General features: G+C 48.9%; 19 protein-coding genes. 12 read left to right on the forward strand and 7 right to left on the reverse strand.

Annotated features, from left to right (window positions below; genetic code table 11):
- Positions 1-101 precede the first annotated feature (101 nt).
- Entirely contained in the window at positions 102-989 is an 888-nt protein-coding gene (ligD, locus tag LOZ80_RS26380; RefSeq protein ID WP_238167451.1) for a non-homologous end-joining DNA ligase, read from the forward strand.
- Here the strand turns inward: ligD and cls are convergent.
- A complete protein-coding gene (cls, locus tag LOZ80_RS26385) occupies positions 981-2,408 on the reverse strand; it encodes a cardiolipin synthase (protein ID WP_238167452.1) in 1,428 nt (475 codons plus the stop codon). The genes ligD and cls overlap by 9 nt on opposite strands.
- A 219-nt stretch (positions 2,409-2,627) precedes the next feature.
- Between cls and LOZ80_RS26390 the strand changes: the two genes are divergently transcribed.
- The 3 genes from LOZ80_RS26390 to LOZ80_RS26400 all read left to right on the forward strand — a co-directional run bounded on the left by LOZ80_RS26390 (position 2,628) and on the right by LOZ80_RS26400 (position 7,095).
- Positions 2,628-4,304 (forward strand): spore germination protein, encoded by a 1,677-nt coding sequence (locus tag LOZ80_RS26390; protein ID WP_238167453.1) that lies wholly within the window; start codon positions 2,628-2,630, stop codon positions 4,302-4,304.
- Positions 4,291-5,463: a Ger(x)C family spore germination protein gene (locus LOZ80_RS26395; RefSeq protein ID WP_238167454.1), complete on the forward strand. Its 1,173-nt coding sequence runs from the start codon at positions 4,291-4,293 to the stop codon at positions 5,461-5,463. Before LOZ80_RS26390 ends, LOZ80_RS26395 begins: the two co-directional genes overlap by 14 nt.
- A 261-nt stretch (positions 5,464-5,724) precedes the next feature.
- Complete coding sequence (locus LOZ80_RS26400; protein WP_238167455.1) at positions 5,725-7,095, forward strand: GerAB/ArcD/ProY family transporter; 1,371 nt, start codon at positions 5,725-5,727, stop codon at positions 7,093-7,095.
- A 334-nt stretch (positions 7,096-7,429) separates the two neighbouring features.
- Here LOZ80_RS26400 and LOZ80_RS26405 read toward each other — a convergent pair whose 3' ends face one another.
- Entirely contained in the window at positions 7,430-8,521 is a 1,092-nt protein-coding gene (locus LOZ80_RS26405) for a ParM/StbA family protein (RefSeq protein WP_238167456.1), read from the reverse strand.
- 194 nt (positions 8,522-8,715) lie between these two features.
- On the opposite strand from LOZ80_RS26405, the gene LOZ80_RS26410 reads away from it, so the two are divergent.
- The 3 genes from LOZ80_RS26410 (at position 8,716) to LOZ80_RS26420 (ending at position 11,022) form a co-directional block, all read left to right on the forward strand.
- Positions 8,716-9,744: a M23 family metallopeptidase gene (locus LOZ80_RS26410; protein WP_238167457.1), complete on the forward strand. Its 1,029-nt coding sequence runs from the start codon at positions 8,716-8,718 to the stop codon at positions 9,742-9,744.
- A 4-nt stretch (positions 9,745-9,748) separates the two neighbouring features.
- A complete protein-coding gene (locus LOZ80_RS26415; RefSeq protein ID WP_238167458.1) occupies positions 9,749-10,201 on the forward strand; it encodes a bactofilin family protein in 453 nt (150 codons plus the stop codon).
- Positions 10,202-10,287: 86 nt separating this feature from the next.
- The gene (locus tag LOZ80_RS26420; protein ID WP_238167459.1) at positions 10,288-11,022 is read left to right on the forward strand and encodes an HAD family hydrolase; all 735 of its coding nucleotides are present in this window, start codon (positions 10,288-10,290) and stop codon (positions 11,020-11,022) included.
- Positions 11,023-11,095: 73 nt separating this feature from the next.
- On the opposite strand, the gene LOZ80_RS26425 is transcribed toward LOZ80_RS26420, so the two are convergent.
- Entirely contained in the window at positions 11,096-12,040 is a 945-nt protein-coding gene (locus LOZ80_RS26425; RefSeq protein ID WP_238167460.1) for an ABC transporter permease, read from the reverse strand.
- Entirely contained in the window at positions 12,024-12,959 is a 936-nt protein-coding gene (locus LOZ80_RS26430) for an ABC transporter ATP-binding protein (protein ID WP_238167461.1), read from the reverse strand. Before LOZ80_RS26430 ends, LOZ80_RS26425 begins: the two co-directional genes overlap by 17 nt.
- Positions 12,960-13,070: 111 nt before the next feature.
- Between LOZ80_RS26430 and LOZ80_RS26435 the strand changes: the two genes are divergently transcribed.
- On the forward strand, positions 13,071-14,273 hold the full coding sequence (locus LOZ80_RS26435; RefSeq protein ID WP_238167462.1) for a sensor histidine kinase: 1,203 nt from the start codon (positions 13,071-13,073) through the stop codon (positions 14,271-14,273).
- 132 nt (positions 14,274-14,405) lie between these two features.
- The gene (locus tag LOZ80_RS26440) at positions 14,406-15,095 is read left to right on the forward strand and encodes a response regulator (RefSeq protein ID WP_238167463.1); all 690 of its coding nucleotides are present in this window, start codon (positions 14,406-14,408) and stop codon (positions 15,093-15,095) included.
- A 416-nt stretch (positions 15,096-15,511) separates the two neighbouring features.
- On the opposite strand, the gene LOZ80_RS26445 is transcribed toward LOZ80_RS26440, so the two are convergent.
- From LOZ80_RS26445 to gltB, 3 genes are all read right to left on the reverse strand, one after another.
- Complete coding sequence (locus LOZ80_RS26445; protein ID WP_238167464.1) at positions 15,512-15,976, reverse strand: hypothetical protein; 465 nt, start codon at positions 15,974-15,976, stop codon at positions 15,512-15,514.
- A gap of 214 nt (positions 15,977-16,190) precedes the next feature.
- Positions 16,191-17,675 carry a glutamate synthase subunit beta gene (locus tag LOZ80_RS26450; RefSeq protein ID WP_238167465.1) on the reverse strand — a complete coding sequence of 495 codons (1,485 nt, stop codon included), beginning with the start codon at positions 17,673-17,675 and terminating at the stop codon, positions 16,191-16,193.
- 53 nt (positions 17,676-17,728) lie between these two features.
- A complete protein-coding gene (gene gltB, locus LOZ80_RS26455) occupies positions 17,729-22,321 on the reverse strand; it encodes a glutamate synthase large subunit (RefSeq protein WP_238167466.1) in 4,593 nt (1,530 codons plus the stop codon).
- 377 nt (positions 22,322-22,698) lie between these two features.
- Here gltB and LOZ80_RS26460 point away from each other — a divergent pair, with 377 nt between their 5' ends.
- The 3 genes from LOZ80_RS26460 (at position 22,699) to LOZ80_RS26470 (ending at position 25,546) form a co-directional block, all read left to right on the forward strand.
- Positions 22,699-23,676: an HD domain-containing protein gene (locus tag LOZ80_RS26460; protein WP_238167467.1), complete on the forward strand. Its 978-nt coding sequence runs from the start codon at positions 22,699-22,701 to the stop codon at positions 23,674-23,676.
- A gap of 45 nt (positions 23,677-23,721) precedes the next feature.
- Complete coding sequence (locus LOZ80_RS26465; RefSeq protein ID WP_238167468.1) at positions 23,722-24,300, forward strand: thymidine kinase; 579 nt, start codon at positions 23,722-23,724, stop codon at positions 24,298-24,300.
- Between the two features lie 64 nt (positions 24,301-24,364).
- On the forward strand, positions 24,365-25,546 hold the full coding sequence (locus tag LOZ80_RS26470; RefSeq protein ID WP_238167469.1) for an MGDG synthase family glycosyltransferase: 1,182 nt from the start codon (positions 24,365-24,367) through the stop codon (positions 25,544-25,546).
- The last annotated feature ends 17 nt before the right edge of the window (positions 25,547-25,563 follow it).

Genomic DNA, 25,563 nt, shown 5'->3' on the forward strand with positions numbered 1-25,563 from the left:
GGATTTGTCAATCTAATTCACTAACATTTTGTTAGTAAAATGTTTGGAAATTCCGTTCACAGGGAATAATCGGGATACATCCTAACCAGGAGGCGACTCTGATGACAGTTGCAACAACGAAAGGTACACTGATCGTGGAAGGCCATGAGTTGACCATTACGAATCCCGGTAAACCGTTGTGGCCCGAAATGGGCATCACCAAAGCAGACTACATCACCAAACTAACGGAACTGTCCCCCTATTTGCTGCGCTATTGCCACAATCGGCACCTGACAACAATCCGCTTTCCCAATGGCTATCACCAAAAGTCCTTTTATCAAAAAAATGCCCCCAATCCAGTACCGGCTTTCGTTAAGCTGGCACCGCTTGATGGCATTGACTATGTCAATCTCGACTCGCTGCCCACCCTGCTGTGGCTGGGAAATCTGGCTAGCTTGGAATTTCACCCCTCCTTCCACCGCATCGGCGAAACCTTGCCAGCAGAGTGGTTGATCGATATCGACCCTACCTTGGAGGAAGAACCACGGATTATGGAAGCCGCGCATATTATTGGCGAGGTGCTGGATTCCCTACGTATTCAGTCGATCGCCAAAACTTCTGGCGCAACAGGCGTGCAAATCTATATCCCTATTCAGATGGGCTACACCTTCGAGCAATTGCGGAAGGTTGGCTTTTTCATTGCGTCCTACGTCGTCAAACGATATCCGAACCTGTTCACCATCGAGCGTTTCAAAAAGAATCGCGGCGATAAAATTTACATCGACTACCTTCAGCATTGGTACGGGAAGACACTTTCCGCACCTTATACGCCCCGAGCGAGAAAAGATGCGTCTGTTTCTACGCCGCTTCTCTGGAAGGAAGTCGAGCTGCGGCCTGAGCCTCGCGATTTCAATTTACTTAACATTGTGGACCGTCTGAGCAAGGTTGGCGACCTCATCCAAACTGTCCCTCTGCAGAATTTGGACGCTATTTTAACCCGTTTAGAATAGAGGAGAGAGTAAGCGAGCTATTATCTCCTTCCCCTTCTCTATGCGGGATCTTTGTTCGAACTCCACTAATTTCAACTCATCCGAATCCTTCAAATCCATTAAGAAGTCATCCTCCAGCCGTCCGATTACATCTTTGTTGAACATCACGGCATTGAGCTCGAAATTGCTGAAAAAGCTGCGCATATCCACATTGGCTGTTCCAACTGTCGCCATCAAATGATCGATCAGCATAACTTTGGCATGAATGAATCCTTTGCGATACAAATAGAACTGAACACCTGCTTGCATGAGCTCCAATAAATAAGAACGTGACGCGTACTGCACAATCTTGGAATCTGCTTGGTAGGGTAAAATAATCCGCACATCCACGCCGCTAATAACGGCTGTTTTGAGCGCCATCGTAATACTCGGATCGGGTATGAAGTAGGGTGTTGTCATGTAAATGCGCTTCTTTGCCGCGACAATCCCCGCGAAAAACATTTCCTGAATCGCATCCCAATGCGCGTCTGGACCACTTGAGATCACCTGGGCAAGCGATGAGGCAGGTACCCCATGTTCGGGAAAAAATGTAGAATCCGACAGACGCTCCTTACTAACGAACATCCAATCCGTTATAAAGGTTTGCTGCAAATAATAAACGGCATCCCCATAGAGTTTAAGATGTGTGTCTCGCCAGAAGCCCAGTTTAGGGTCAGCCCCCAAATATTCATCACCGATATTAATCCCGCCCAGGAAGCCGACCAAGCCATCAATCACGATAATTTTACGATGATTCCGATAGTTCATTCGTTTATCGAAGAAGGCGATGAGCGGTCTCAAAAAAGGATAGATTTGCACATTAGCTTGTTTAAATTTGTTTATGTACGCTTGTGACAAGGCGTAGCTTCCTACCCCGTCGTAAATCACTCTCACACTGACGCCCTCTTTCGCCTTCCGAATCAAGGCATCTTGAAAGGTTACACCAATTTGATCATCACGAATTGTGTAAAACTCAAAATGAATGTGTTTTTGCGCCGTGGCAATGGCACTCAGCATGGCTTCGTAGGTAACATCCGCATTCGTCAGGACTTCAATCTGATTGTTCAGCGTAATGGGGGAGCCCGGAATGTTATAGAGCAATCCACAAAGTCTAGTATCCTCGTAAAGTTCATACTCCTCTTCGCTCTCTTCGGATACAGTACCTTTAAAGCCCATCCACTGATGCTTGATCTCCGCCATCTTGCGGCGCCCTTTGCGGCGAACCATTTTGCGTTGTGAGTATTCCTTGGCGAGGAAATAGTACATGATGAAGCCGATAATTGGAAAAATGAAAAGCACGAGCAGCCATGCTACCGTTTTGGCTGGCCTTTTGTACTCCCCGATCAGGATCGTGGCTGTCTGAAAAATAAAAAGAAGCAAAATAATGACCAGCCAAAGCATAAGCTACCTCCCTCATCCCACGCTTGCCGACGCCAAATCCCTTGCCCCGTTAGCTTTTGCCAAGTGCTTCCCATCTATACCTTTCATGTTGTAGCCCCTGTCCCCCCACCTCAATAATTAAAATTTTCCAACTTTCGTAATAAAATCCTTCATTTCGAGAAAAATAATAAACGCATTCCTATGATCTTCATCCCGAACCCGGCAGGAGGTGCCCTTCGCATGGTCAAAACATCCAAACAATTGATGAAAAGCATCCTGCATAAACGCACATCAAACAAGCCCGATGAGATCAATGAGCATTCTGCACTAAGCGACTCTTTGGATTATCAGTTCATCGAAGAGCTCAAGAAAACGAAGCTATCCCTTCTGCTTGATGAAAATCATAAATTCATGAAAGCTATCTTCGAAGACTGTTCGGACATCGTCGTCCGTGAATTTGAGATCGAACCCCATATTCCTGCTCTGCTGCTTTTCGTGGATGGGCTCACCAATACGCAGTTGCTTAACGATACGATGAAATCGCTGATGCTGCTCGGCGGCGGCGAAACGTCGATTGAGCGCATCGTAGGAACAATACTTCCGGTATCGCAAACCCAGATCTCCGATAATTACGGAGATCTGCTCGTCTCCGTGTTAGGCGGCGATGCCGCGCTGCTTGTTGAGGGCAACGCCAAGGCGATTCTGCTCGGCATCCGCGGTACCGAGAAGCGCTCCGTCGGCGAGCCGGAGACGGAAACCGTCGTACGCGGACCCAAGGAAGGGTTCGTGGAAAGTATCCGCACGAACACCTCGATGATCCGCCGCAAGCTCAAGACGCCTCGCCTCAAGATGAAATCGATGAGCGTCGGCAAAGAGAGCAACACCAATCTCGTCATCTGTTATCTCGATGACCTGGCCATGCCCTCCTTGATTGAAGAGGTGGTCAAACGAATTGAACTGATCAAGATCGATGCCATCCTGGAATCCGGCATGATCGAAGAGCTGATTCAAGATAATGCTTATTCACCTTTTCCGCAAATACAATATACGGAACGTCCTGACGTCGTTGCCGCGGCACTCTTGCAAGGACGCGTCACCATCCTGACTGATGGCACACCTTTTGCACTGATCGTCCCCTTCGTTTTTATCCAAATTATGCAAACGAGCGAGGACTACTATGAACGGTTTCAAATTGGCTCTCTCTTGCGGCTGCTTCGATATGTATTCATGTTCTTGTCCCTTACGACACCTGCGTTATACGTAGCAATTACGACCTACCATCAAGATCTGCTGCCTACAACCCTCATGCTGAGCGTTGCTGCCTCCAGAGAAGCCATCCCTTTTCCGGCCGTGGTGGAAGCCTTCATTATGGAAATCACTTTCGAAGCCTTGCGGGAAGCTGGTATCCGACTGCCCAAAGCAGTCGGTTCCGCCGTATCCATCCTTGGCGCACTTGTAGTCGGACAAGCAGCGGTTCAAGCAGGAATCGTATCCGCACCTATGGTTATCGTGGTTTCCATTACCGGTATCGCTTCGTTCACCATTCCGCGCTTTAACGGCGCGATCGCAATCCGGATGCTGCGCTTCCCGATTCTAATGGCCGGTTCCCTGTTCGGGTTCTATGGCATCTTCTTCTCCTTAATGATCTTGCTTGGCCATATGGCGAATTTGCGCTCATTCGGCATTCCCTATTTATCGCCACTGGGTCCCTTGTCAGCGAATGATATTAAGGATGTCTTCATACGCGCGCCTGTGTGGCAAATGGACAAGCGCGCTGAATTCTTGGATATCCAGGATGTGCAGCGGATGGATGAGAAGCTGCCACAACAGATCATAAAGGACGGAGGACTCGATGGCAGTTCCATTGCCCACAAGCATAAAGCAAGCGAGGAGGGAAATCAGAATGGGACGTCCTAGACATCGTCTCCTGCTAGCTATACTGGGAGCGCTTGTGTGCTTAAGTCTTACGGGATGCTGGGACCGAACCGAGACCAATGACATCGCATTCGTCCTGACATCCTCTGTAGATCTCGAAGATGACGGAAGGTATCGCGTCTCTTATATGCTTCCGCTCCCAGGTTCCATGGGGGGAGCCAGCGGAGGCGGGGGCGGTACGTCGGGAGGAAAGAGCTACTATATTGATTCCGATACCGGGGTCACCTTGCGCGAAGCAAATGAAAAGCTGCAGAAGCGAATGTCCCGCCGCATTTTCCTTTCTCATCGCCGAACTATCGTCATTGGTGAACAATTTGCGAAAGCCGGCATCGCCGCCCTGTTCGATACGGTTCCGCGCTCACCGGAAAGCCGGATGACTTCATTCCTCGTCGTCACGAAAGGCAAGGGCTATGACCTCCTCAACACGGAGCCCAAATTCGAGCGATTTCCGGCTGAAGTTATTCGCGAATTAACCAAATCCCGACAATCCATGGCGACCTCGACCAAAGATATAGGGATGACCTTAAGCTTTAACAGCGACCCTGTTTTAAGCTACTTTCAGCCCAAGGAGGGACAGGCTGCCAAGGAACCTTCACATGAAATTCAAATGCTCGGCTATGGTCAATTCAAAGGGGACCGTTTAATTGGTATTTACCGCAATCATGAAGCGGATGGTCTCCTGTGGCTCCGCAATCAAGTGAGGGAACATCTGATTACCTTTGCCTTGCTTCCAGGCAAAGATATCTCTATTCAAGTGACCAACGGGCAGACTCAAATAAGACCTAAGCTCCAAGGGGACCAAGTCATTTTCCAAGTAATTGTGGATGCTATCGGCACGGTTCGAGAGGATGAATCCAATCAGGATCTGAATAAATCAGAAACCCTGCACAAAGTGGAGCAGAAGTTTGCCGAACAAGTAAAGAAATCCATAGAAGCCTCTATTCAGCAGATGCAAAAAGCAGGAACGGATTCGGCTCAACTCGGTTTGATCGTCTGGCGAAATCAGCCAAATGCCTGGAGAAATAACTTTGAAGCGAAGTGGGAGGAGATGTTCAAGGAAGCTAAATTCGTTATTACCGTCAATGCTTCTATTCCGGAGACTGGTCTTATTAACAACAATGTCATTAAAGAAGGGATGTAAACCTTATCTCATGAATGGCATCTTCATGCTCAGTTTTGTAGTCACATTAGTCCTCTCAGTGATCGTAGATCGAAGAATGTTGATGAAAGAAAAAAAAAGCATAAGGATGGCCTACGGAGTTTTCATCCTGCTAAGCATCGTACTCTTCGTCAGCAAATATATGCATTGGCCCATTCTTATGCCATCGCGGTTCTTCATTCACACGGTTTCACCATGGTTTAAACGAATGATCGGTATCTAAGAAAAGAGGCGACATGTCCCGTGGATCGAAAACAAGTGATTAATCAGCGACAGCTTTCCTGGTTAGCCTCTTCCGTTATTACTAGCGGAGGCATTCTCACCTTGCAAAATGTACTGATCCGCATCAGCCAAATGGATGCTTGGTACAGTTACTTGCTATCCGTCTTTTACGTCTTTGGGGTTGCCAGTTTCTTTGGCTTCTTGGCAAAAGTGTTTCCAGCAAAAAATATTTTCGAAATCTCCAAAGAATTGTTAGGGAATTGGGGAGGCACCATTGTCAATCTCATCATCCTGTTTCACTTCTGGCAAATTGTAACCAGAGATATCTCTGCGACATCTCGGTTCAGCTCCACGCTCTTGCTGCATGACACGCCCTTGGAAATTTTAATCTTATTGCCGTGCTTCTTGCTTATCTATTTTGGTAAAAGCAGCGTAGAAGTCATCGCTCGAGTCAATGACCTCTTCTATCCACTCTTCGTCATTGCCACCTTGAGTATGCCTCTGCTGCTCACCAACGAAATCTATATTCGCCTTATTACGCCGGCGATGACCATGCCGCTCCAGCACGTAGCTGCGAGCAGCCTGCTGACCATTGGCAGTGCAGGGGATATTTTCATTCTGGGCGCTTTCCTTCATATGATGTACAACGCTAATCAGGTTCGATCATCTATCCGCCATGGTTCGCTGTTAGGCCTGTTTCTGCTCACCTATCTCATTTTTGCCATACTCGTGGTGCTTGGGCCGAAAATGCCGGGAAATTTCCTATATCCCACTTACAATTTGGTCCAAATGATTCATGTGACTGATTTTCTCGATCGCGTGGATCTGATAATGCTAATGGTTTGGTATCCGACAGTGACTTGCAAAATTATTGCGATCTATATGGCGCTTCTTCTTGGGATCAGTTCCCTCTTCAAGAAGCGCAACTACCCGACGATCAACAAGCCTGTTTCTTTGCTTATGGCCTTAACCACTTACCTATCTTTCAAAAGTACAACCGAATTGTTGTCTTTCTCCAATTATAGTTCGCCAGTTATTGTTTTGGCTTACCAGCCATTAGTCATTGCTGTATTACTGATTGCTGCTTTAAGAAAGCAACGCAAACAGCAGAATACAACGACCTCGACGGTACCCGATACGGAACCCAAAGAGAAGCCTACACAGAAGGTAGCCAAAATGAGCGGACGCTTATCCTACAAACAATGGCTATGGGGAGGCAATATACTAATGGTTATTTCGACCGTTTGCCTACTCATTGGTCTTGTATTTAGCAAATATCATCCTTCAATTGGAACGGTCTGCGCGTTTGGATTTGCCTGCTGTTTATTCCTGACAGGGGTGACAACCTACATGGAGGTGAGTGTACTGAAGCAAGCTGAAACGAGTAAATAATGAAGAAAACCGACTTGGCCGCCCTGATACTTCTTAGCGGAAACCTAGTAAGGGAACTAGGGGACGCTAATCAGGCAAAAAGTAGGCTTGCGAGGGTAATAGCGGAACTACAGGGTCTTATTTCCACAAAAAGCGTTGATATTTCCATGAAACAGCAAAATAGCGTACTGTAGTTCCCTCACCCTCCCGAAAATGACACTTTTGGCTAAAATAGCGTATCGTAGTTCCCTTACGTCCGCGGGAGGCAGCTGGAGTAACTCCGCGTTCACTCCAAAACATATAAACTCTTATATTTATGAAAAAAGCACCTGCCTATCGGCAAGTGCTCAAAGAGTTAGACGGGAGCGGCTTGGTTCAACCGGCTCTTGGCTACTTTCAAATAGCCATACATATTCAGAAATTCGCTTTCATTCGCGAAACGCAATTTCAAGGAGCCTGCTGCCTCTTGAATATAAGGCTTTAAGGCAGATGCGCCTCCCCCAATGACATAGAAGCATTGAATATCAGGGTACTTGCGCCAACGCTTTTTAATCATTTCAATCATGCGTAGTGCAGCACGCCGGAAATGTTGATCCACGATCGGACGAATGTCAACTTGGCCTTCTCCGAGCAACTGAATCGTGAATTCCCGATTCTTGATCCGCTGCACCAACTTGGCCCGGCTTGGATAAACGTAGCCGTAAGCATCTTCGACGTCGCGAATAACCGCATCCAGATAGGTTGCGATTCCGATTTGCTCACCATGGCTGAAGTGATTGTCAATGGCCATCCGTTTGATAACCGGGAAATCTGTTGTCAGCGCACCAATCTCGCAAACGCCGATGCAGCCATTGTAGATCTCTTCGTCCTTAACCAGCAGGCTGTCATGTGTAGCCAGATGAAACATAGCCGCTGCACCTTCAATGGAAACAGCCACTTTGCGGATGGCTACCTTGATCTTGCGGTTTTGGAAATGCGGCGTCGACAGGAACGTTACTTCATGCTCACCGAGCAGCCGCTGCTCGAACTGCTGATTGTATTTCGCGAATGCGCGTACTGGCAAGCCTGTTCCCAGCGTATACTCCACTTCGTCCATGCTGCCGTACCCGGCGTTGAAAGATTGGTTAACTAGGCCTTGATAGGCCAGTGCGGTAAGCGCGACAATTAAGGATTGATCGGATATTGCTTTGTTATCTGTATCTTCCAGTTCCAAATTGTCTTCATGCTCCAAAGCCAGCTGTCCCACGAAATAGCGCTGATTTCTTTGGGATAAGGAGGGACTGTAAATCATGACGTCCAGCGCCTTCCAAGGGGAATCCTCCTCTTGCAAAATGTGCCTTTCGTACCCCGGTGCAATGATATTGGGAATCACGAGCGGTTCTCTAGACCCATCTAACACCAACTTAATACTATCGTTCCCTATATCAATACCTGCAAGCTTAATCATGCATGCCTCCACTCCGAATCTCTAATTCCCTGTATTTGTTAAGTAGATTCGATTATTTCCGACAGGATTCCTTCCTACTTTGGACTCATTTTAAGTAGGACTAGTAGGTATTAAGAAGGTTTTTATCACATAATGACGAATGTTGTAGATGAACTTTGCCAAATTCAACCATGATAGGAGATACATAAGCCTCTATGAAGTTCAAATGGAAAGCCAAAAAACTGACATTTGTCATCATACCCGATGCCAATCAATCGGTCGTCAGGTTTCGAATTCCCCATTTATTCGCTTACATCGCAGCCGCTTGTATAGCCCTACTGCTGCTCATCACGACGACGATCTATGTTTTACATTCACATACTCTGAAACAAGCCAGTGACCTGCAGTCCAAGTTAAGCGGGGCCAATCAACAGTGGAGCGCTACCTTGACCTCCAAGGACAAGACAATCGAGCAACTGCAAAACGAAGTGATTCAACTGTCCGTGCAAGCTGAACAAATGAAATCACAGGTTGAAGAAATGAAAAAATTCGAAAATGATCTCAAAACCATTGCAGGCTTGGATACAAACACAACGGGTAAAGCCGTTGCCAGCACTTCGTCATCTGGCGCCCTTAACGGACCTAATGTAGAGATGGACACTGCTGGGGAGAGCGGTGTCGGCGGGAGTCCCAATCCCGTCTCACAGGATGACATTATTAAATTAGGTGAAGAGACGCTAGCTTCCTTCACAGCTCTAAACAGCGAAGTCAAAGAACTTCAAACCAGCCTGACGGAAACCAAACAAAAAGTAGCGGACAAGCAGCAATTGCTGCGGATAACCCCTACCCTGTGGCCAACATCCACCAAACTGGTTACATCCACATTCGGATACCGCACAGACCCTTTTACCCACCGGCCAAGCTTCCATTCAGGTATTGATTTCGGTGCCAAAGCCAATGATCCTGTTTACGCAACAGCGGATGGGAAAGTGGTCAGCACCGGTTCCGATATCTACCATGGCAACAATATCGTTATCGAGCATTCTAAAGGACTGCGCACTTGGTATATGCATTTAAATAAAATTCTAGTGAACAAAGGTGACCCCATAGAAAAAGGCGATAAAATCGGTCTCGTCGGAACCACCGGCCGCAGCACAGGTCCCCATCTTCACTATGAAGTACTTAAGAACGGGGAAAGCATCGATCCTAAACCTTATCTCAAAGCGATTCGAAAGGATGAATAATCACATGTTTAAAACCAAGAAAAGTTTGTTGAATCCAAATATGACAGATACCTTGATCGGAGAAGGCACCACCTTCGAAGGCCGCATCAAATCCGAAGCCAGCATCCGCATTGAAGGCGGCATCACAGGCGACATCGAATGCGCCGGAGACGTAATCATTGGAGAACGCGGTCTCGTGAAGTCTAATATCTCAGCGAGAGATGTCGTACTTGCCGGCAATGTCCAAGGCAACGTTACAACCAAAGGCAAGTTGACCATTACTTCAACCGGCTCATTGCAAGGCAATATTAATGCCGCATCCTTCATCATTGAAGAAGGCGGCCTGTTCCAAGGAAACAGCAAAATGGATACCAAATCAGTGTCCGCCGCTCCCCTGCATACTAACGAGCAAGAGAATGGCGGCATGCCCGCGTCTAACCAGAATGGCGCTTTCAAAGGAAATACAGTTGCTATGTAATCAGCTCTGCCCTAGGAGTTGCCTGGCTGACATGATATACTAGTTGGAAATTCATTTCTAACTAACTGATGCAGGAGATTAGGCCTATGAAAGAACAAGCGATACTATTTGACCTCGACGATACTTTGGTGCATTGCAATAAATATTTCGATTTCGTCATTGAGCAGTTCGTAGACCTGATGTTGACCTGGTATTCCGGGCACGGGCTGCACGCACAGGACATCAAGCAAAGGCAGCTGCAGATTGACCTGGCTGGCATTCAGATCCATGGTTTCATGCCTGACCGCTTTCCTCAATCTTTCGTTGAAACCTACCACTGGTTCGCAGCGCAGTACAACCGTCCGACCAGTCCTAAGGAAGAGTCTTGGCTCATGGAATTAGGACATACGGTCTACGCCTACACAGCTGAGCCTTATCCACTGATGAATGAAACCCTGGATCAGCTCAAACATGCCGGACATCGGTTGTACTTGTACACGGGTGGCGAAGCTTCCATTCAAATGAAAAAAGTGAAGGATCTCAGCCTGGATGCCTACTTCGAAGACCGCATCTTCGTCACCGTCCACAAGACGAGAGAATTCATGGAAACGATCATGCAAGAGCAGCGCTTTGACCGCAGGCATACTTGGATGATCGGAAATTCGGTCAAAACGGATGTGCTGCCCGCCCTTCATGCAGGCATCCACTCCATCCATATTCCAGCTCACAAGGATTGGGAATACAACACCGGAACGATTGATGTCGCTCCACAAGGCGCATTCTTCCAACTCAAATCGTTGGAGGAAGTTCCAACCACGATTCAATCGTATATTTTGAAATAAGATGACATTCAAAACCCCTCCAGCCTGAGTTTCGGGTGGGAGGGGTTTTGTTTGGGTTCTTCGTACCTATTCCTTAAGCCGCGACATCGCGCCGCCGAAATATTTCCCAAGAAAGCACATTAAACAACACGAAGTGAAAGACCAATACCGTAATCGAGAAGCCCAGCGTCATGCCCTCAGCCAGCGGTTGCCCAGCCAAATATGGCGTTAAGTCCGTGTTGGCAAACAAGAAATATTTGCCCCAACTATATCTCATCAACAGCAGCGTTATGATCTGACCCGCAAACATAATGAAAATGCTAAGACCAATAGCGAGTGATGCACTGCGAAATACCGTAGAAATCATAAAAGCCAAAGTGACGATCATCACAAGCTCAATCAATTTCAGGGCATACGTCGCAAACACAAACACAAGCATGCTTTTCTCTTGCACCTGCCCAGCAGCATTCACCGTCAGATGCGGGAGACTGAGACTTTGAAAACCGTAGAGAAATCCATTTGCAATAAGCGAGCTTAGAAAAAGCACGACTAAGAGCGTAGCCGCAAATAACAGGGTAGTCACATATTTGGATAAGAGAATCTTGGCTCGACTCGCTGGTCTGATCAGTAGAAGCTTAATGGTCCCCCATGTAAACTCCCCCGCTACCATATCGCCTGCAATAATAACGGTGAACAATGTTACCAACATGATGAGCCCTGAAGTCCCCAGGACACCGCCCCAAAGTGTATTTTCGAGCGGTTGATAATTATGATCCAACCTATATTGCTGCTCGGCCAATTCTTCTCTCAAGTCCCGCTTTATTTTGTCCGGCAGATCTGGATTTTGCAATTCCCTCGTATTGTGTTCGATCGTTTCAGCAGCTCTTACTTTCCATTTATCGGATGTATCGCTATTCGGATGCGAAAATATGGAAGCCATCACAACAATGGCAACCAACAGCCCGCCAAGAATCCATGTGCGCAGTCGGCGATAGATTTTCATTTGCTCATTTTGAATTAAATTAAACAATCGGATCACTTCCCGTCATTTCTAAGAATTGATCTTCCAGTGATTTCGTCGCAGCCCGAATACTGTAAACATTCAGACCAGCTTCTACAAACCGCTTGTTCCAAACTGCTGTTTCTTGCTTGTCGAGCGTCAGAATGAGGACATCCCCCTGAACTTCGCTTCTCAAATCATGACTTGCTGCCAACTTAATCCCCTGATCGATCGCATCCAGCTCAAAGGCCACCTGCTGTCTGCCATCCGCCTGTGCGAAATCTTTGATCAACCTGACATCCACGAGCTTCCCGTTCTGAATAATGGCAACTCGGTCGCACATCAGTTCCATCTCTGCGAGCAAATGACTGGACACGATAACCGATATCCCTTCCTCCCGGGTAAGCTGTCGCAAATGATCCCGCAATTCCCGAATCCCTGCCGGATCTAATCCATTCGTGGGCTCGTCCAAAATGAGCACCTCCGGCTTATGCAGTAGCGCTTGCGCAATCCCTAATCTCTGGCGCATGCCTAGCGAGTAGGTTTTCACTTTGTCATGAATCCGATTTTCCATTCCGACCAGATCAATGACTTCTTGAATCCGCTCCTGCCCGATGCCGGGGAACATTCTCGCATAATGGACCAAATTGTGATAGCCGCTCATGAACTTATACATTTCCGGGTTCTCTACAATCGCGCCAACATGACGAATCGCTTGTTCAAAATGGGTTCGAATCGAATACCCCCCAATCCGAATATCCCCCTCAGTAATAGACATCAGCCCGACCATCATCCGAATTGTTGTTGTTTTCCCCGCCCCATTGGGGCCCAGGAAGCCAAAAACCTCGCCGCGTGGAACCTCAAAACTGAGTTGATCAATAATCGTTTTGGAACCTATACGCTTCGTAATGCGCTCGATCTGAACAATCGGCGCGCCGGCGTCTGTTATAACGGCCATTTCACTCTCTCCTCTCCTGCTGTGAATAAGTCATATGACTGCATTCACTATGGTTTTCCGTAAATATTATGTACAATGATCTCATATGATCTTGTGCAAAGGAGCCCTTTTATGATCCAAAGAAGACCGTGGCATGGTGTCGAATGGTCCTTATTTATCGTTTTAACAGGATCTGTGCTGCTTGGCTTGTTGTATGCGCTTCTGCATATGAGTGAACACGCACCTATTACTACCATCCAAGCAATACTAGCGATTCTCCTCTCCTACAGCATTCCGTTTATATTCTGGAGACCCAATTATATCGACTCAACTTGCTATCCCATTGCAGTGCTGCTAACAGGCATTCCACTACAAATCTATTTATCCTGGATGCAAGAGGATGCTTATCTTACTATTAATTGCCCATTAATGGTCATTGGATTCCTCACTGATCGAAAAAATGCGTGGTGGACCGCTCCGGTCTTCATAGTCGCCATGCCAGTAGCCTATTATTTCATCCTACACAATGGAATGGGGATTGGGCAATTATTCAGCATTATTTTAAATGCGATCCTATTTTTTTCCATTGGACTTAGCTTGCAGCGCGTCGTGACCTCGAATGAGAAAACGGAAAAACTTTTAGCCGAAAATCAACGTCAATATCTGCTCATCCATGAGCAAAATAATGCGCTTGAGCAGTACGCCAACCAAATTGAACAGCTAACGCTTCTGGAGGAACGCAATCGTATGGCCCGGGAACTGCATGACACCGTTGGACACACTTTCACCTCCGTAATCATGGGGATGGACGCCGTTTCCTATCTAATCGAAGCTGCGCCGGACAAAGCCAAAGAAAAGCTGGATGTTCTCAGGGGCGTAACCCGCAACGGACTTGAAGAAGTACGCCGAAGCATCCATCAAATGGTCCCCAAAGAGGGAGATCTGCAGCTTTCTCAGCAATTGACGAGACTCGCTAACGAATTCGCTCTCCATACCGGGACCCAGATCAAATTCACAACAATCGGCGATGAATACGACATTCCTAAGCAAACCAAGCTCACCCTTATCCGCTGCTTGCAGGAGTCGCTGACCAATGCCAAGCGGCATGGCCGAGCCGCCTCCGTCGAAATCGTACTGTCCTACACCGCTGATCAAGTCCAAATTCGGATCGAAGACGATGGTGTCGGCACCGATCACCTGAAAGTTGGCTTCGGCATCAATGCTATGCAGGAACGTATAACTGCCGTACAAGGATTACTGCAAGTCAGCTCCTCTTTAAGTCAAGGCACTATCGTTCTTTGCTCTATTCCTGCCAAACAGTTGTCCTCTCTATAGACATTTCACGCCCCCTGTGCCTGCATGGTACAATGAGGCTGCTGCCATTCTAGTCTGAAATACCCAGCCTGAATACCCAGCTGTAACCATCCTGCCAGTTAGCTGGCGATAAACGCTTAGGAGGCGTCTGCCATGACCACCACCCCACTCAAACTGCTCCTGGTCGATGACCAGGATTTAATTAGAGAAAGCCTGCACATCGTACTCGACATGGATCCGGATATTCAAGTCGTAGGCCTGGCTGAGAACGGCCGCGTCGCGCTCAAGCAATGCGAAGAGCAGCAGCCCAACGTCGTGTTGATGGACATCCACATGCCTGTCATGGACGGCGTCGAGGCTACCCGGCAAATTAAAGCCACCTGGCCTGATATTCGCGTCATTATCTTGACCACCTTCCAAGAAATCAGCTATGTCGTTGACGCGCTGGGGGCCGGGGCCGAAGGCTATTTGCTCAAAGCCATTCATCCCAAAGATCTTGCAGCCGGCATCAAATGGGTGCATCAAGGCGGTACCCTCATTCCGCAGGATATCGCCAAGATGCTTGTGCAGCAAGCCCGAGGCGCTGCCGAATCAACTACATCTGACGCTGGTCAGAAGCCCGTCGCTGAAGAGCCTGCCCGCACCGATGCCTATGGGCTTAGCGAGCGCGAAGTTCAAGTGCTTCATTGCATCGCCGACGGCCTGAACAACAAAGAAATTGCTGAAAAGCTATTTCTTTCCGAAGGCACCGTGAAGAACTATATCTCCAGCATCTACTCCAAAATGGATGTTCGCGACCGTGTCCAGGCTTCGAAAAAGGCGCATGAGGAAGGGATGCTGTAGCTGGCTGGCTAAGCAAGCTAGATAAGCACGTTTAGCTGCCCTTTCTCAGCGCATCGAACCCTCCATCATGATGGTGGTCCCACTGCGCAGATTTGGGAAAGGGAACAGAAAGAGACTTTGGCCAATTACGCAATGACGCCAAAGTCTTTTTTCTGTTGTATCTACAAATTCAATTCGTTGATAAATTGAACATATGGTTTGCTCCGTGTGCAGTTCCCCTTCTATGCTAACAGGATTTCCTCCAGCTAATTGTGCTGCAAACAAAGAATAGTGCCTGCTTAAAAGGAAAAGCTCCCTATAATTCAGCCCTTTCTCTCGTTTTAACCGAGAAACGTCAGAATTAACAGGAGCTTTTCCCTCTAGTTAGCCTTGCTTGTTATGAAACGGTACAACGGACTGGAGGTTTTCCAGTTAAGCTACTCAAAGAGCTTCTCCAGGAAGCCCTTTCTCCGTTTTCGAATTTTGCTGTAGGTTCTCACTCGGGAGTACGGCGCCTGCATGTCCTCATCCGCTTGTTCCTTGAATTCAATCGCTTCCGGCGCTAGTTCGGAGGACTCGTCTACCTCCATTGTTTCTTCTTGAATCGCAGACTGCTGTTGGACAACAATCGTCCGAACTAAATCCTCATGCAGCTTGTTTTCAAGTTGATGCCTGAATTGCCTAAGCAACTGCTCTTGCTGTCTGTTCTGAAGTTCAAACTGCTCATGAAGCTGCGATTGAAGTACCTCTACTTGCTTGGAAAGAAGCACAATGGCTTTTTGCAAAGAATTCAGATGCTGTGCCCCGATCGGTTCATGGAACTCAAACCCCTCCGGGTACTCCCCATTCTCAGCTAGCAGAGCGTGCAGTTCTGCTGACGTAATGAGATCTTCTTTCTTCATGTGCTTTCCTCCATCCCGTACATCTTGCAGCCTGAACCTTAACTGCTTCTTCCTCTTATTGTACATGAAGTTCGGGAAATGTTCACGCTTAACTATTCTAATGAGGCAAACCAGCTGTGGTCATGGCGACTAGTCCAACAGCATTAAAATTCTAACCATCAAAAAACTGCTTACAGGTAGAACCTCCACCCGCAAGCAGTCGCTTGAACAAAGCCTATGGTAAATTCGAAGATCCCATCAAGTAACGGTCAACCTCACGAGCGGCTGCGCGCCCCTCATTAATAGCCCACACAACCAGGCTTTGCCCACGGCGCATATCACCTGCTGCGAAGACACCCTCCACGCTCGTGGCGAACTTGCCATAGTCCGCCTTTGCGTTGGAACGCTCGTCTTTGGCGACCCCGAGCTGATCCAGCACCGTGTTCTCCGGTCCTGTGAAGCCCATCGCGATCAGCACCAGCTGAGCTGGGTAGACTTTCTCGCTGCCAGGCACTTCGACAGGCACGAAAGCGCCCTTGTCATTTTTCTGCCACTCGATCAGAACCGTGTGCAGTTCTTTCAAGTTGCCATGCTCATCACCAACGAATTTTTTGGTATTGATGAGATACGTACGCGGGTCTTCACCCTGCAAGGCCGCCGCTTCCTGCTGTCCGTAATCGACCTTATGGACCTTCGGCCATTCCGGCCAAGGATTGTTTAATGGACGCGTATCTGGCGATTTGGGCATAATCTCGAATTGCGTAACGCTCTTGCACTTGTGGCGCAAGGAAGTGCCTACGCAATCCGTTCCGGTATCCCCGCCGCCGATGACAATGACGTCCTTGCCTTCGGCGGAGATGAAGGCACCATCGGCATGCTCGGAATCGAGCAGGCTCTTCGTGTTCTTGCCGAGGAATTCCATCGCCAAGTGAACACCGTTCAGTTCGCGGCCTTCAATCGGCAGATCCCGGCCCTTCGTTGCACCGCCACAGAGAACGATGGCATCGAACTCTTCCTGCAGCTTCTCGATCGGATAGTTCACGCCGACATGAGCGCCAGTAATGAAGGTAACGCCCTCCGCTTCAAGCAGGTCTACACGGCGCTGAACATAGTTCTTATCCAGCTTCATGTTGGGAATTCCGTACATTAATAGCCCACCTATACGGTCAGCTCGTTCATAGACGGTAACCCAGTGCCCCGCTTTATTCAGCTGAGCGGCGGCTGCAAGTCCGGATGGACCCGAGCCGACGACAGCAACCTTTTTACCTGTGCGAATTTCCGGTGTTTGCGGGGTAATCCAGCCTTCGGCAAACCCTTTGTCGATAATGGCTTTTTCAATGCTTTTGATCGCAACCGGGGAGTCCTTCAAGCCTACTGTGCAAGACCCTTCACATGGCGCTGGGCAAACACGGCCTGTAAATTCAGGAAAGTTGTTCGTCTTATGCAGACGATCCAGAGCTTCCCGCCATTGACCGCGATACACCAGATCATTCCATTCGGGAATCAAATTATTCACCGGGCAACCAGCAGCCATCCCGCTGATCAGCGAACCCGTGTGACAGAATGGAATGCCGCAATCCATACATCTGGAGCCTTGCGTCTGCAATTTATCTTCCGTCAGCGGTGTCGCGAACTCTTTCCAATGGCCGATTCGGACCAGCGGAGAAGCTTCAGACGCAACTTCACGACGATATTCAATAAAACCAGTTGGTTTACCCATAACCGTTTAATTCCTCCTAGGCATTTTGCTTAAGCAAATTTTGCTCTAAATGGTTAGTTTCCACCGACGCGTGAAACATCTCGCATATTCGCCTCGAAAGCAACCATAATGGCTTCCTGCTGGCTTAGTCCGGAACGTTTTACTTTCTCGATGGCATCAAACATTCGTTTGTAGTCCTTAGGTATTACCTTCACGAACTTCCAAACGTACTCATCCCAGTGCTGAATAACCCTGTGGGCAACGCTGCTATCCGTAAATGTAGCATGATGCTGAATCATTGTTTTCAGTTCGTTCATTTCGAACGTTTCCTCGACTTGCTCGAGGTAAACCATTTCCTGGTTCACCTTGCTCTTGAAGTCTCCCGACTCATCGAGCACGTAGGCGATACCGCCGGACATGCCGGCAGCAAAGTTGCGGCCTGTGGATCCAAGCACGACGACGCGTCCGCCCGTCATATATTCACAGCCATGATCGCCCACGCCTTCAACCACGGCGCGAACCCCGCTGTTTCTCACGCAGAAGCGCTCTCCGGCAATACCTCGGATATACGCGTCTCCGTCCGTTGCGCCATAGAATGCTGTATTGCCGATGATGACGTTCTCCTCCGGCACAAAACTCGACTTGCTGGAAGGGAATATCGCCAGTTTGCCGCCTGACAACCCTTTGCCGACGTAGTCATTCGCATCACCTTCTAGAGAAAGCGTAATGCCTTTCGGTACGAATGCACCGAAGCTTTGACCGGCAGAGCCGTTGAAATGGAGGCGAATCGTATCATGAGGCAAGCCGTCTACGCCATGACGGCGAGTCACTTCACTGCCGACAATCGTACCTACAACACGATTGACGTTATGAATCGGCAGGATCGCATGCACATGCTCCTTGCGCTCGATGGCCGGCTCACAGATGCTGAGCAGCTGTGTAACGTCCAGAGAGCGATCCAGGCCATGATCCTGGGTCATTTGGCAGAAGCGGCCTACGTCTTCGCCCACGGCGGGTTGATGCAGCAGCGGCGATAAATCGACGCCTCGGGCTTTCCAGTGTTCGACAGCTTGCTTCGACTCGAGCACATCGGTCCGTCCGACCATCTCCTCGATGGTGCGGAAGCCCAGCTCTGCCATCATCTCGCGCACATCCTGCGCGATGAAGGTCATGAAGTTGACGACATGCTGCGGATCACCGGCAAATTTCTTGCGCAGCTCCGGATTTTGTGTAGCCACCCCAACCGGACATGTATCCAGATGGCAGACACGCATCATCACGCAGCCGATTGTAATAAGAGGAGTTGTAGCGAAGCCGAACTCCTCTGCGCCAAGCAAGGCAGCGACGACGACGTCGCGTCCTGTCATCAGCTTGCCGTCGGTCTCGACGACAATACGGCTGCGCAGGTTGTTGAGCACAAGCGTCTGATGGGTCTCCGCCAGACCAAGCTCCCACGGCAGTCCCGCGTGGCGAATACTCGTCTGCGGCGACGCGCCCGTACCTCCGTCGTAACCGGAGATGAGGACAACGTCCGCTTTCCCCTTGGCTACGCCGGCAGCGATTGTGCCAACCCCAACTTCGGATACCAACTTGACGCTGATCCGCGCCCGCGGGTTGGCATTCTTGAGATCGTGGATCAGCTCCGCCAGATCCTCGATTGAATAGATATCGTGATGCGGCGGCGGCGAAATCAAGCCCACGCCTGGCGTCACGCCGCGAACCTCTGCAACCCAAGGGTACACCTTGGTTCCCGGGAGCTGCCCGCCCTCGCCGGGCTTTGCGCCCTGCGCCATCTTGATCTGAATCTCATCGGCATTGACGAGATAATGGCTCGTGACACCGAAGCGGCCGGAGGCTACCTGCTTGATCGCGCTGCGGCGAAGGTCGCCATTCTCATCCGGCGTGAAGCGCTCCGGATGCTCGCCTCCCTCGCCGGTATTGCTCTTGCCGCCGATGCGGTTCATCGCAATCGCAATCGTCTCGTGCGCTTCTTTGCTGATGGAGCCGTAAGACATGGCTCCTGTCTTGAAGCGCTTGAAGATCGCTTCGACCGGTTCCACCTCGTCGATTGAAACCGGCTGGCGGCCATCCTTGAAGCTAAGAAGCCCGCGCAGCGCCATATATTTCTCATCTTCCCGTTTGATCAGCTTCGAGAAGTTCTTGTACATCGCATAATTGTTCGTGCGAACAGCAGCTTGCAGAGCATGCACCGTCTCTGGTGTATAGAGATGGTCTTCGCCATCTCGTCGCCACTGCAAGTCGCCGCCGGTATCAAGCACCTTATCGCGTCCCTCTTGCTGAGAGAACGCGCGATTGTGGCGAATAAGCGCTTCTTGCGCCACAATGTCAATGCCAATCCCGCCAACCGGCGTATGGGTCCAAGTGAAATACGCATCGACCAGCGCTTGGCTGAGGCCAATCGCCTCGAAAATCTGCGCCCCCCGATAACTTTGAATCGTGGAGATTCCCATTTTAGCCAATACTTTAACTACGCCCTTGGTTACCGCTTTGATGTAGTTGTACGTCGCTTTCTCTAGGTCGATACCTGCAAGCTGGTTGCGTCTGATCATATCGTCTAACGTTTCAAGAGCCAGATAAGGATTAATAGCCCCTGCCCCGTAACCAAGCAGCAGTGCGAAGTGATGCACTTCACGAGGTTCGCCTGACTCGACAAGCAAGCTTACCTTCGTTCGCGTTCCCTCACGAATCAGATGATGGTGCAGACCCGATGTCGCGAGCAGGGCCGGAATTGGCGCCTTGCGGGCATCCACGCCACGGTCAGAAAGAATCAACAGCGAAGCTCCTTCACCAATGGCGTCATCTGCCGCCGCATACAGGGCTTTCATCGCATTCTCCAAACCTTCCGTTCCTTCGGTTGCTTCGAATAGCGTAGATAACGTCACCGTCTTAAAGCCATCCCGCTGAATGTGACGCAGCTTTGCCAGCTCTTCGTTGGATAAGAAGGGAGATTTCAAGCGAATTTGACGGCAGCTTTCCGGTTCTGGATGGATTAAATTGCGCTCAGGTCCAATTGTTGTGCCTTGCGCTGTAATAATTTCTTCAAAATTCGCATCAATCGGCGGGTTAGTCACCTGTGCGAACAATTGTTTAAAGTAGTTGTATAATAATTGCGGTCGGTCAGACAGCACAGCAAGCGGTGCGTCTGTGCCCATGGAACCAATCGGATCTACGCCTGTTTTGGCCATTGGCTCGAGAGTTTTGCGCAGCTGCTCAAAGGTGTAGCCGAAAGCCTGCTGCCGTTGAAGCACCGTGTCATGATCAGAACCGAGGACCATCGGCGCTTCCTCCAGATCTTCCAACGACACAAGATGCTCGTTCAGCCAATCGCGATAGGGTTGTTCCCCGGCGATTCGGCTCTTGATTTCTTCGTCAGCCACAATACGTCCTTCTACCGTATCAACGAGCAGCATGCGTCCCGGTCTGAGACGATCCTTGTAGAGAATACGTTCTGGCTCAATATCCAGAACGCCGACTTCAGAAGCCAACACAATCAGATCATCTGTTGTCACGTAGTAACGTGATGGACGCAGCCCGTTGCGGTCCAGAATCGCACCAATTTGACTGCCGTCCGTGAAGGCAATCGCAGCCGGGCCATCCCATGGTTCCATCAAGGTGCTGTGATACTCATAAAATGCCTTCTTCTTATCGTCCATCGTCTCATGTTTGGACCAGGGTTCTGGCACCATCATCATCGCGGCATGAGGCAAGGAGCGTCCCGCCAGCATCAAAAACTCCAGCGTGTTGTCGAACATTTGTGAATCGGAGCCATCCGTATCAATAATAGGAAGAATGCGTTGGAAGTCTTCGCCAAAGAGGTCGGAGTCACACATCGCTTGCCGAGCGTGCATCCAGTTTACGTTGCCGCGGAGTGTATTGATTTCACCGTTATGAATGAGGTAGCGATAGGGATGTGCGCGTTCCCAACTCGGGAATGTGTTCGTGCTGAAACGAGAATGAACAAGCGCAAGCGCCGAATCCACTTTCTCATCCTGCAGTTCCAGATAATAAGCATCTACCTGCTCCGGCGTTAGCATGCCTTTGTATACAATCGTTCTGCTAGACAAACTAGAATAATAAAATTGCGACTCGCTTCGCGATTTTATGACAGCGTTTTCACTTCTACGCCGAATAATGTACAATTTCCGTTCAAAATCGAGATTGCTAGCCACACCTGCCTGTTGTCCAATAAATACTTGGCGTACAAAAGGTTCCGCTGACTTCGCAGATTCCCCCAGAGAGCTATTGTCCGTTGGAACGGTTCTCCAACCTAAGAATTGCTGCCCTTCCTCACTAACGATGCGCTCGATGATGCTCTCACATGCTTGCCGGGCCTCCAACTCCTGAGGCAAATAGACCATACCTACACCATAGTGTCCTGCTGAAGGAAGTTTGATATTGTCCGCAGCACACGCTGCTTGCAGGTACGTATCCGGGATTTGCATCAAAATGCCTGCCCCGTCTCCCGTATTCTGCTCACTTCCTTGGCCACCGCGATGATCTAAATTGCAAAGCACACGCAGCGCTTGCTTGACGATTTCATGAGATTTAACCCCTTTAATATTCGCTACAAAGCCAATACCGCAGGCGTCACGCTCGAACTGAGGATCGTACAATCCTTGCTTGGGAGGTAACCCGTTTTTGGTCATGTTGTGCAACCTTTCTTTTCTGGTTTTTGTACACACTTTTTCCAAGGTACGTTTAAAGTATGAAATTGTCGAAACATGCTGTGTGTATTCCACCGAAATCAGAAGATTAGAAATAAATGGAATAGTCGCAATATTTTTTATATTATATTACCACTTGAAATCGTATTGTTCAATTGAAAAATATTAGTTTGAAAAGGTTTTCATTTTAATAGGAACAGATCCATTCTTAATTTCAGGCTACCCGTGGTCAAAACCATATTTGGCGTTTCATTTTCATTTGCCCATGATAGCAAACTTTCTATGTTTCATGCTATGATAGCTAATGCGCTGCAATGTAACATTACACCCAGATTCCACAGCCTAGGAGGAACTCTGCTTTGAGTCTACAGCATACTTTTTCGAGCGGGATGATTTGGGAGCCTTTGTACCGGTGGCATATGCAGGCCCACCCGGTTGAAGCCGAGCTTTTCAGGTCGCAGCCGGTCCGCCGTTTGAAATTTCTGCATCACTTTGGTGCATCGGCGTTATTCTCGCCCATGACCCATTCCCGGTTGGAGCACACGATTGGCGTGTGGTCACTAATGGCCCATTTTTACCCGGATGAACTTCTGCTTCGCCTTGCTGCACTTTTGCATGACATTGGACACTTGCCTTTTTCCCATGCCGTTGAGAAAACGCTCGGCTATGATCATCACAGCCATACAGAGCAATTAATTCTTAACGGAACCGTTGCGGATATTCTTAACAAGCACGGCATATCGCCTGCTTCGATCGTCGCTATTTTACATCAAGACAGTCCTTTAACGAACAAAACATCCATTATGGGTCTCGATCATCTGGATAGCTTCCTGCGTGATACGTATTATGCCGGACAACAGCTCATGCCGCCTTCCGAACTGGTGAGAAAGCTTCGACTGCGCGGTCCTTACATAGAAACAGATGAAGATACAGCTGCTGCGCTTGTGCATGCCGTTGTTGAAGATCACCGCATCTTCCTGGGGCCGCAGTTTCTGGCTATGGATGCTCTCCTGGCTAAAGCGGTCGCTCATCACAGTGAATCAACACCGGGCATGAGGGAACGCCTCCCCTCCCTGCTGGATCACGAGCTTATTCAAGATCTGCTCCAAAGCAAGAATCAGACGTCACGCGACATCATGCATGTCTTGCTCTATGAGCCTCAGCGCATTCAAGTAACGGACGAACCGGTTCCAGGAAGCATTGAAGTAAACATCCGCAAAGTATACAAAAAACAGCCGCTCATCGGTGATAAACCCGCATCCGAATCGAGCTTCCAAGCTGCCGTCAAATTGGCGGAATTGGATACACTAACAGCTACTTATTTTTTTACAATATAAGAGACTGTTCGTGATCATTACAATTTCAGAGGGGACTGGCCCATCTTGGCAAAATTATATTTCCGTTACGGCACGATGAACAGTGGGAAATCCATTGAAGTTCTGCGCGTGGCGCACAATTACGAGGAGCAAGGCAAAAAAGTGCTGCTGCTTACACCGGTTGTCGACGACCGTTTTGGCGTGGGCAAAGTCGTTTCCCGCATTGGCATGCAAAAGAACGCAATTGTCGTGGACGATACGCTCAATATGATTGAACTGGCACGAACAGAGCAGCCTAATTGCATTCTCGTCGATGAGGCTCAGTTTTTAAGTAAAGAGCAAGTCGCACACTTGATTGTTATTGTCGATGATTTGAACATTCCCGTTATTGCCTACGGCCTCCGCGCTGATTTCATGGGGCAATTATTCGAAGGAAGCACCGCGCTGATTGCCGTCGCAGATACGATCGAAGAAATCAAAACGGTATGCTGGTACTGTGACAAGAAAGCCATTATGAATATGCGCTGCAAAGACGGTGAGCCTATATTCCATGGGGAGCAAATCCAAATTGGCGGCAATGAAAGCTATGTACCGGTTTGCCGCAAGTGCTATGCTTCCAAGCTCAAGTCTTCATTGAACGCCTAATGAAGGGTTTTGCAGGGGCTGACGTCAAATCTATTGAGATGGTTGTAAAAGAAAGGTGAGTTCCTTGCGAAAAAAACGGATTTTGCTCTTATCCGAGGGCTTCGGGAAAGGTCATACACAAGCCGCTCACGCTCTCTCCGTCGAACTTCGCCAAAGTTCATCGGAAGTCATCACGCGTGTCATCGAGCTTGGCGCATTCTTGCATCCTACCATTGCACCTTGGATCTTCTCGGCATACCGCCGCACGGTTACTTCACAACCCAAACTTTGGGGTATGCTTTACCGAAATCAATATGAGAAATCGTTGAACCGGTTTGCTGGACTTTTCCTGCACCGCATGTTCTATTCTCAAACCAAAGCGATTATCCAACAATTAAAGCCGGATATTATCATCTGTACACACCCTTTTCCCAGCATTATAGTATCTCGGTTGAAACGTGCGGGACTTGCTGTCCCCCTCTTCACGATTATTACCGATTATGATGTACATGGCACGTGGATTGATTCGGCAGTGGACAAGTATCTGGTCTCTACCCCGCTAGTGAGGGAACGCTTATTGGGCCGCGGAGTGCCCGAAACGAATATTGAGGTCACCGGAATTCCGGTACATCCTAATTTCCGACTAGAGCACAGCAAAGAACAAACCCGCCAGCAATTCGGCTTGAATGCGATGCCTACGGTTATGGTCATGGGCGGCGGTTGGGGCGTTTTTAAGAAGGAAGAAAAAGAAGAGCTCCTTACCTACCTAGCCAGCTGGAGCAAGGATATTCAACTCCTGATCTGTGTGGGAACGAACGAGAAAGCCCGTCAGCAACTGCTGGAGGAAGAGGTTTTCCGGCAGCCTAATGTTCATCTGATCGGTTATACCAATGAAATCAACAAGCTCATGGATATCTCTGATCTGCTGATTACGAAGCCAGGCGGAATGACGTGTACGGAAGCGATGGCCAAAGGCATCCCAATGCTGTTCTACAGCCCGATTCCGGGACAAGAAGAGAAGAATTGCCAATATTTCCAGGAACAAGGATATGGCCAAAAGATTACGTCACTGGCGATGATCGATCATTGGTTCAAGCTGCTGCTTGAACAATATCCCGAGCTTTCGCAGCGCAGAAGCAAGATTCGCAACCATCAGAAATACAGCGCGCAGGATTGTTCCTCAACGATTATGCAATATTTGAAGTTATCCGCGAAGCGACCTTATATTCAGGCATCAACAACTACACCGCTCATACAATGGTATTAACCATGTATAGGGCGGTG

The organism is Paenibacillus sp. HWE-109 (genome assembly GCF_022163125.1).
Taxonomy (GTDB): domain Bacteria; phylum Bacillota; class Bacilli; order Paenibacillales; family NBRC-103111; genus Paenibacillus_E.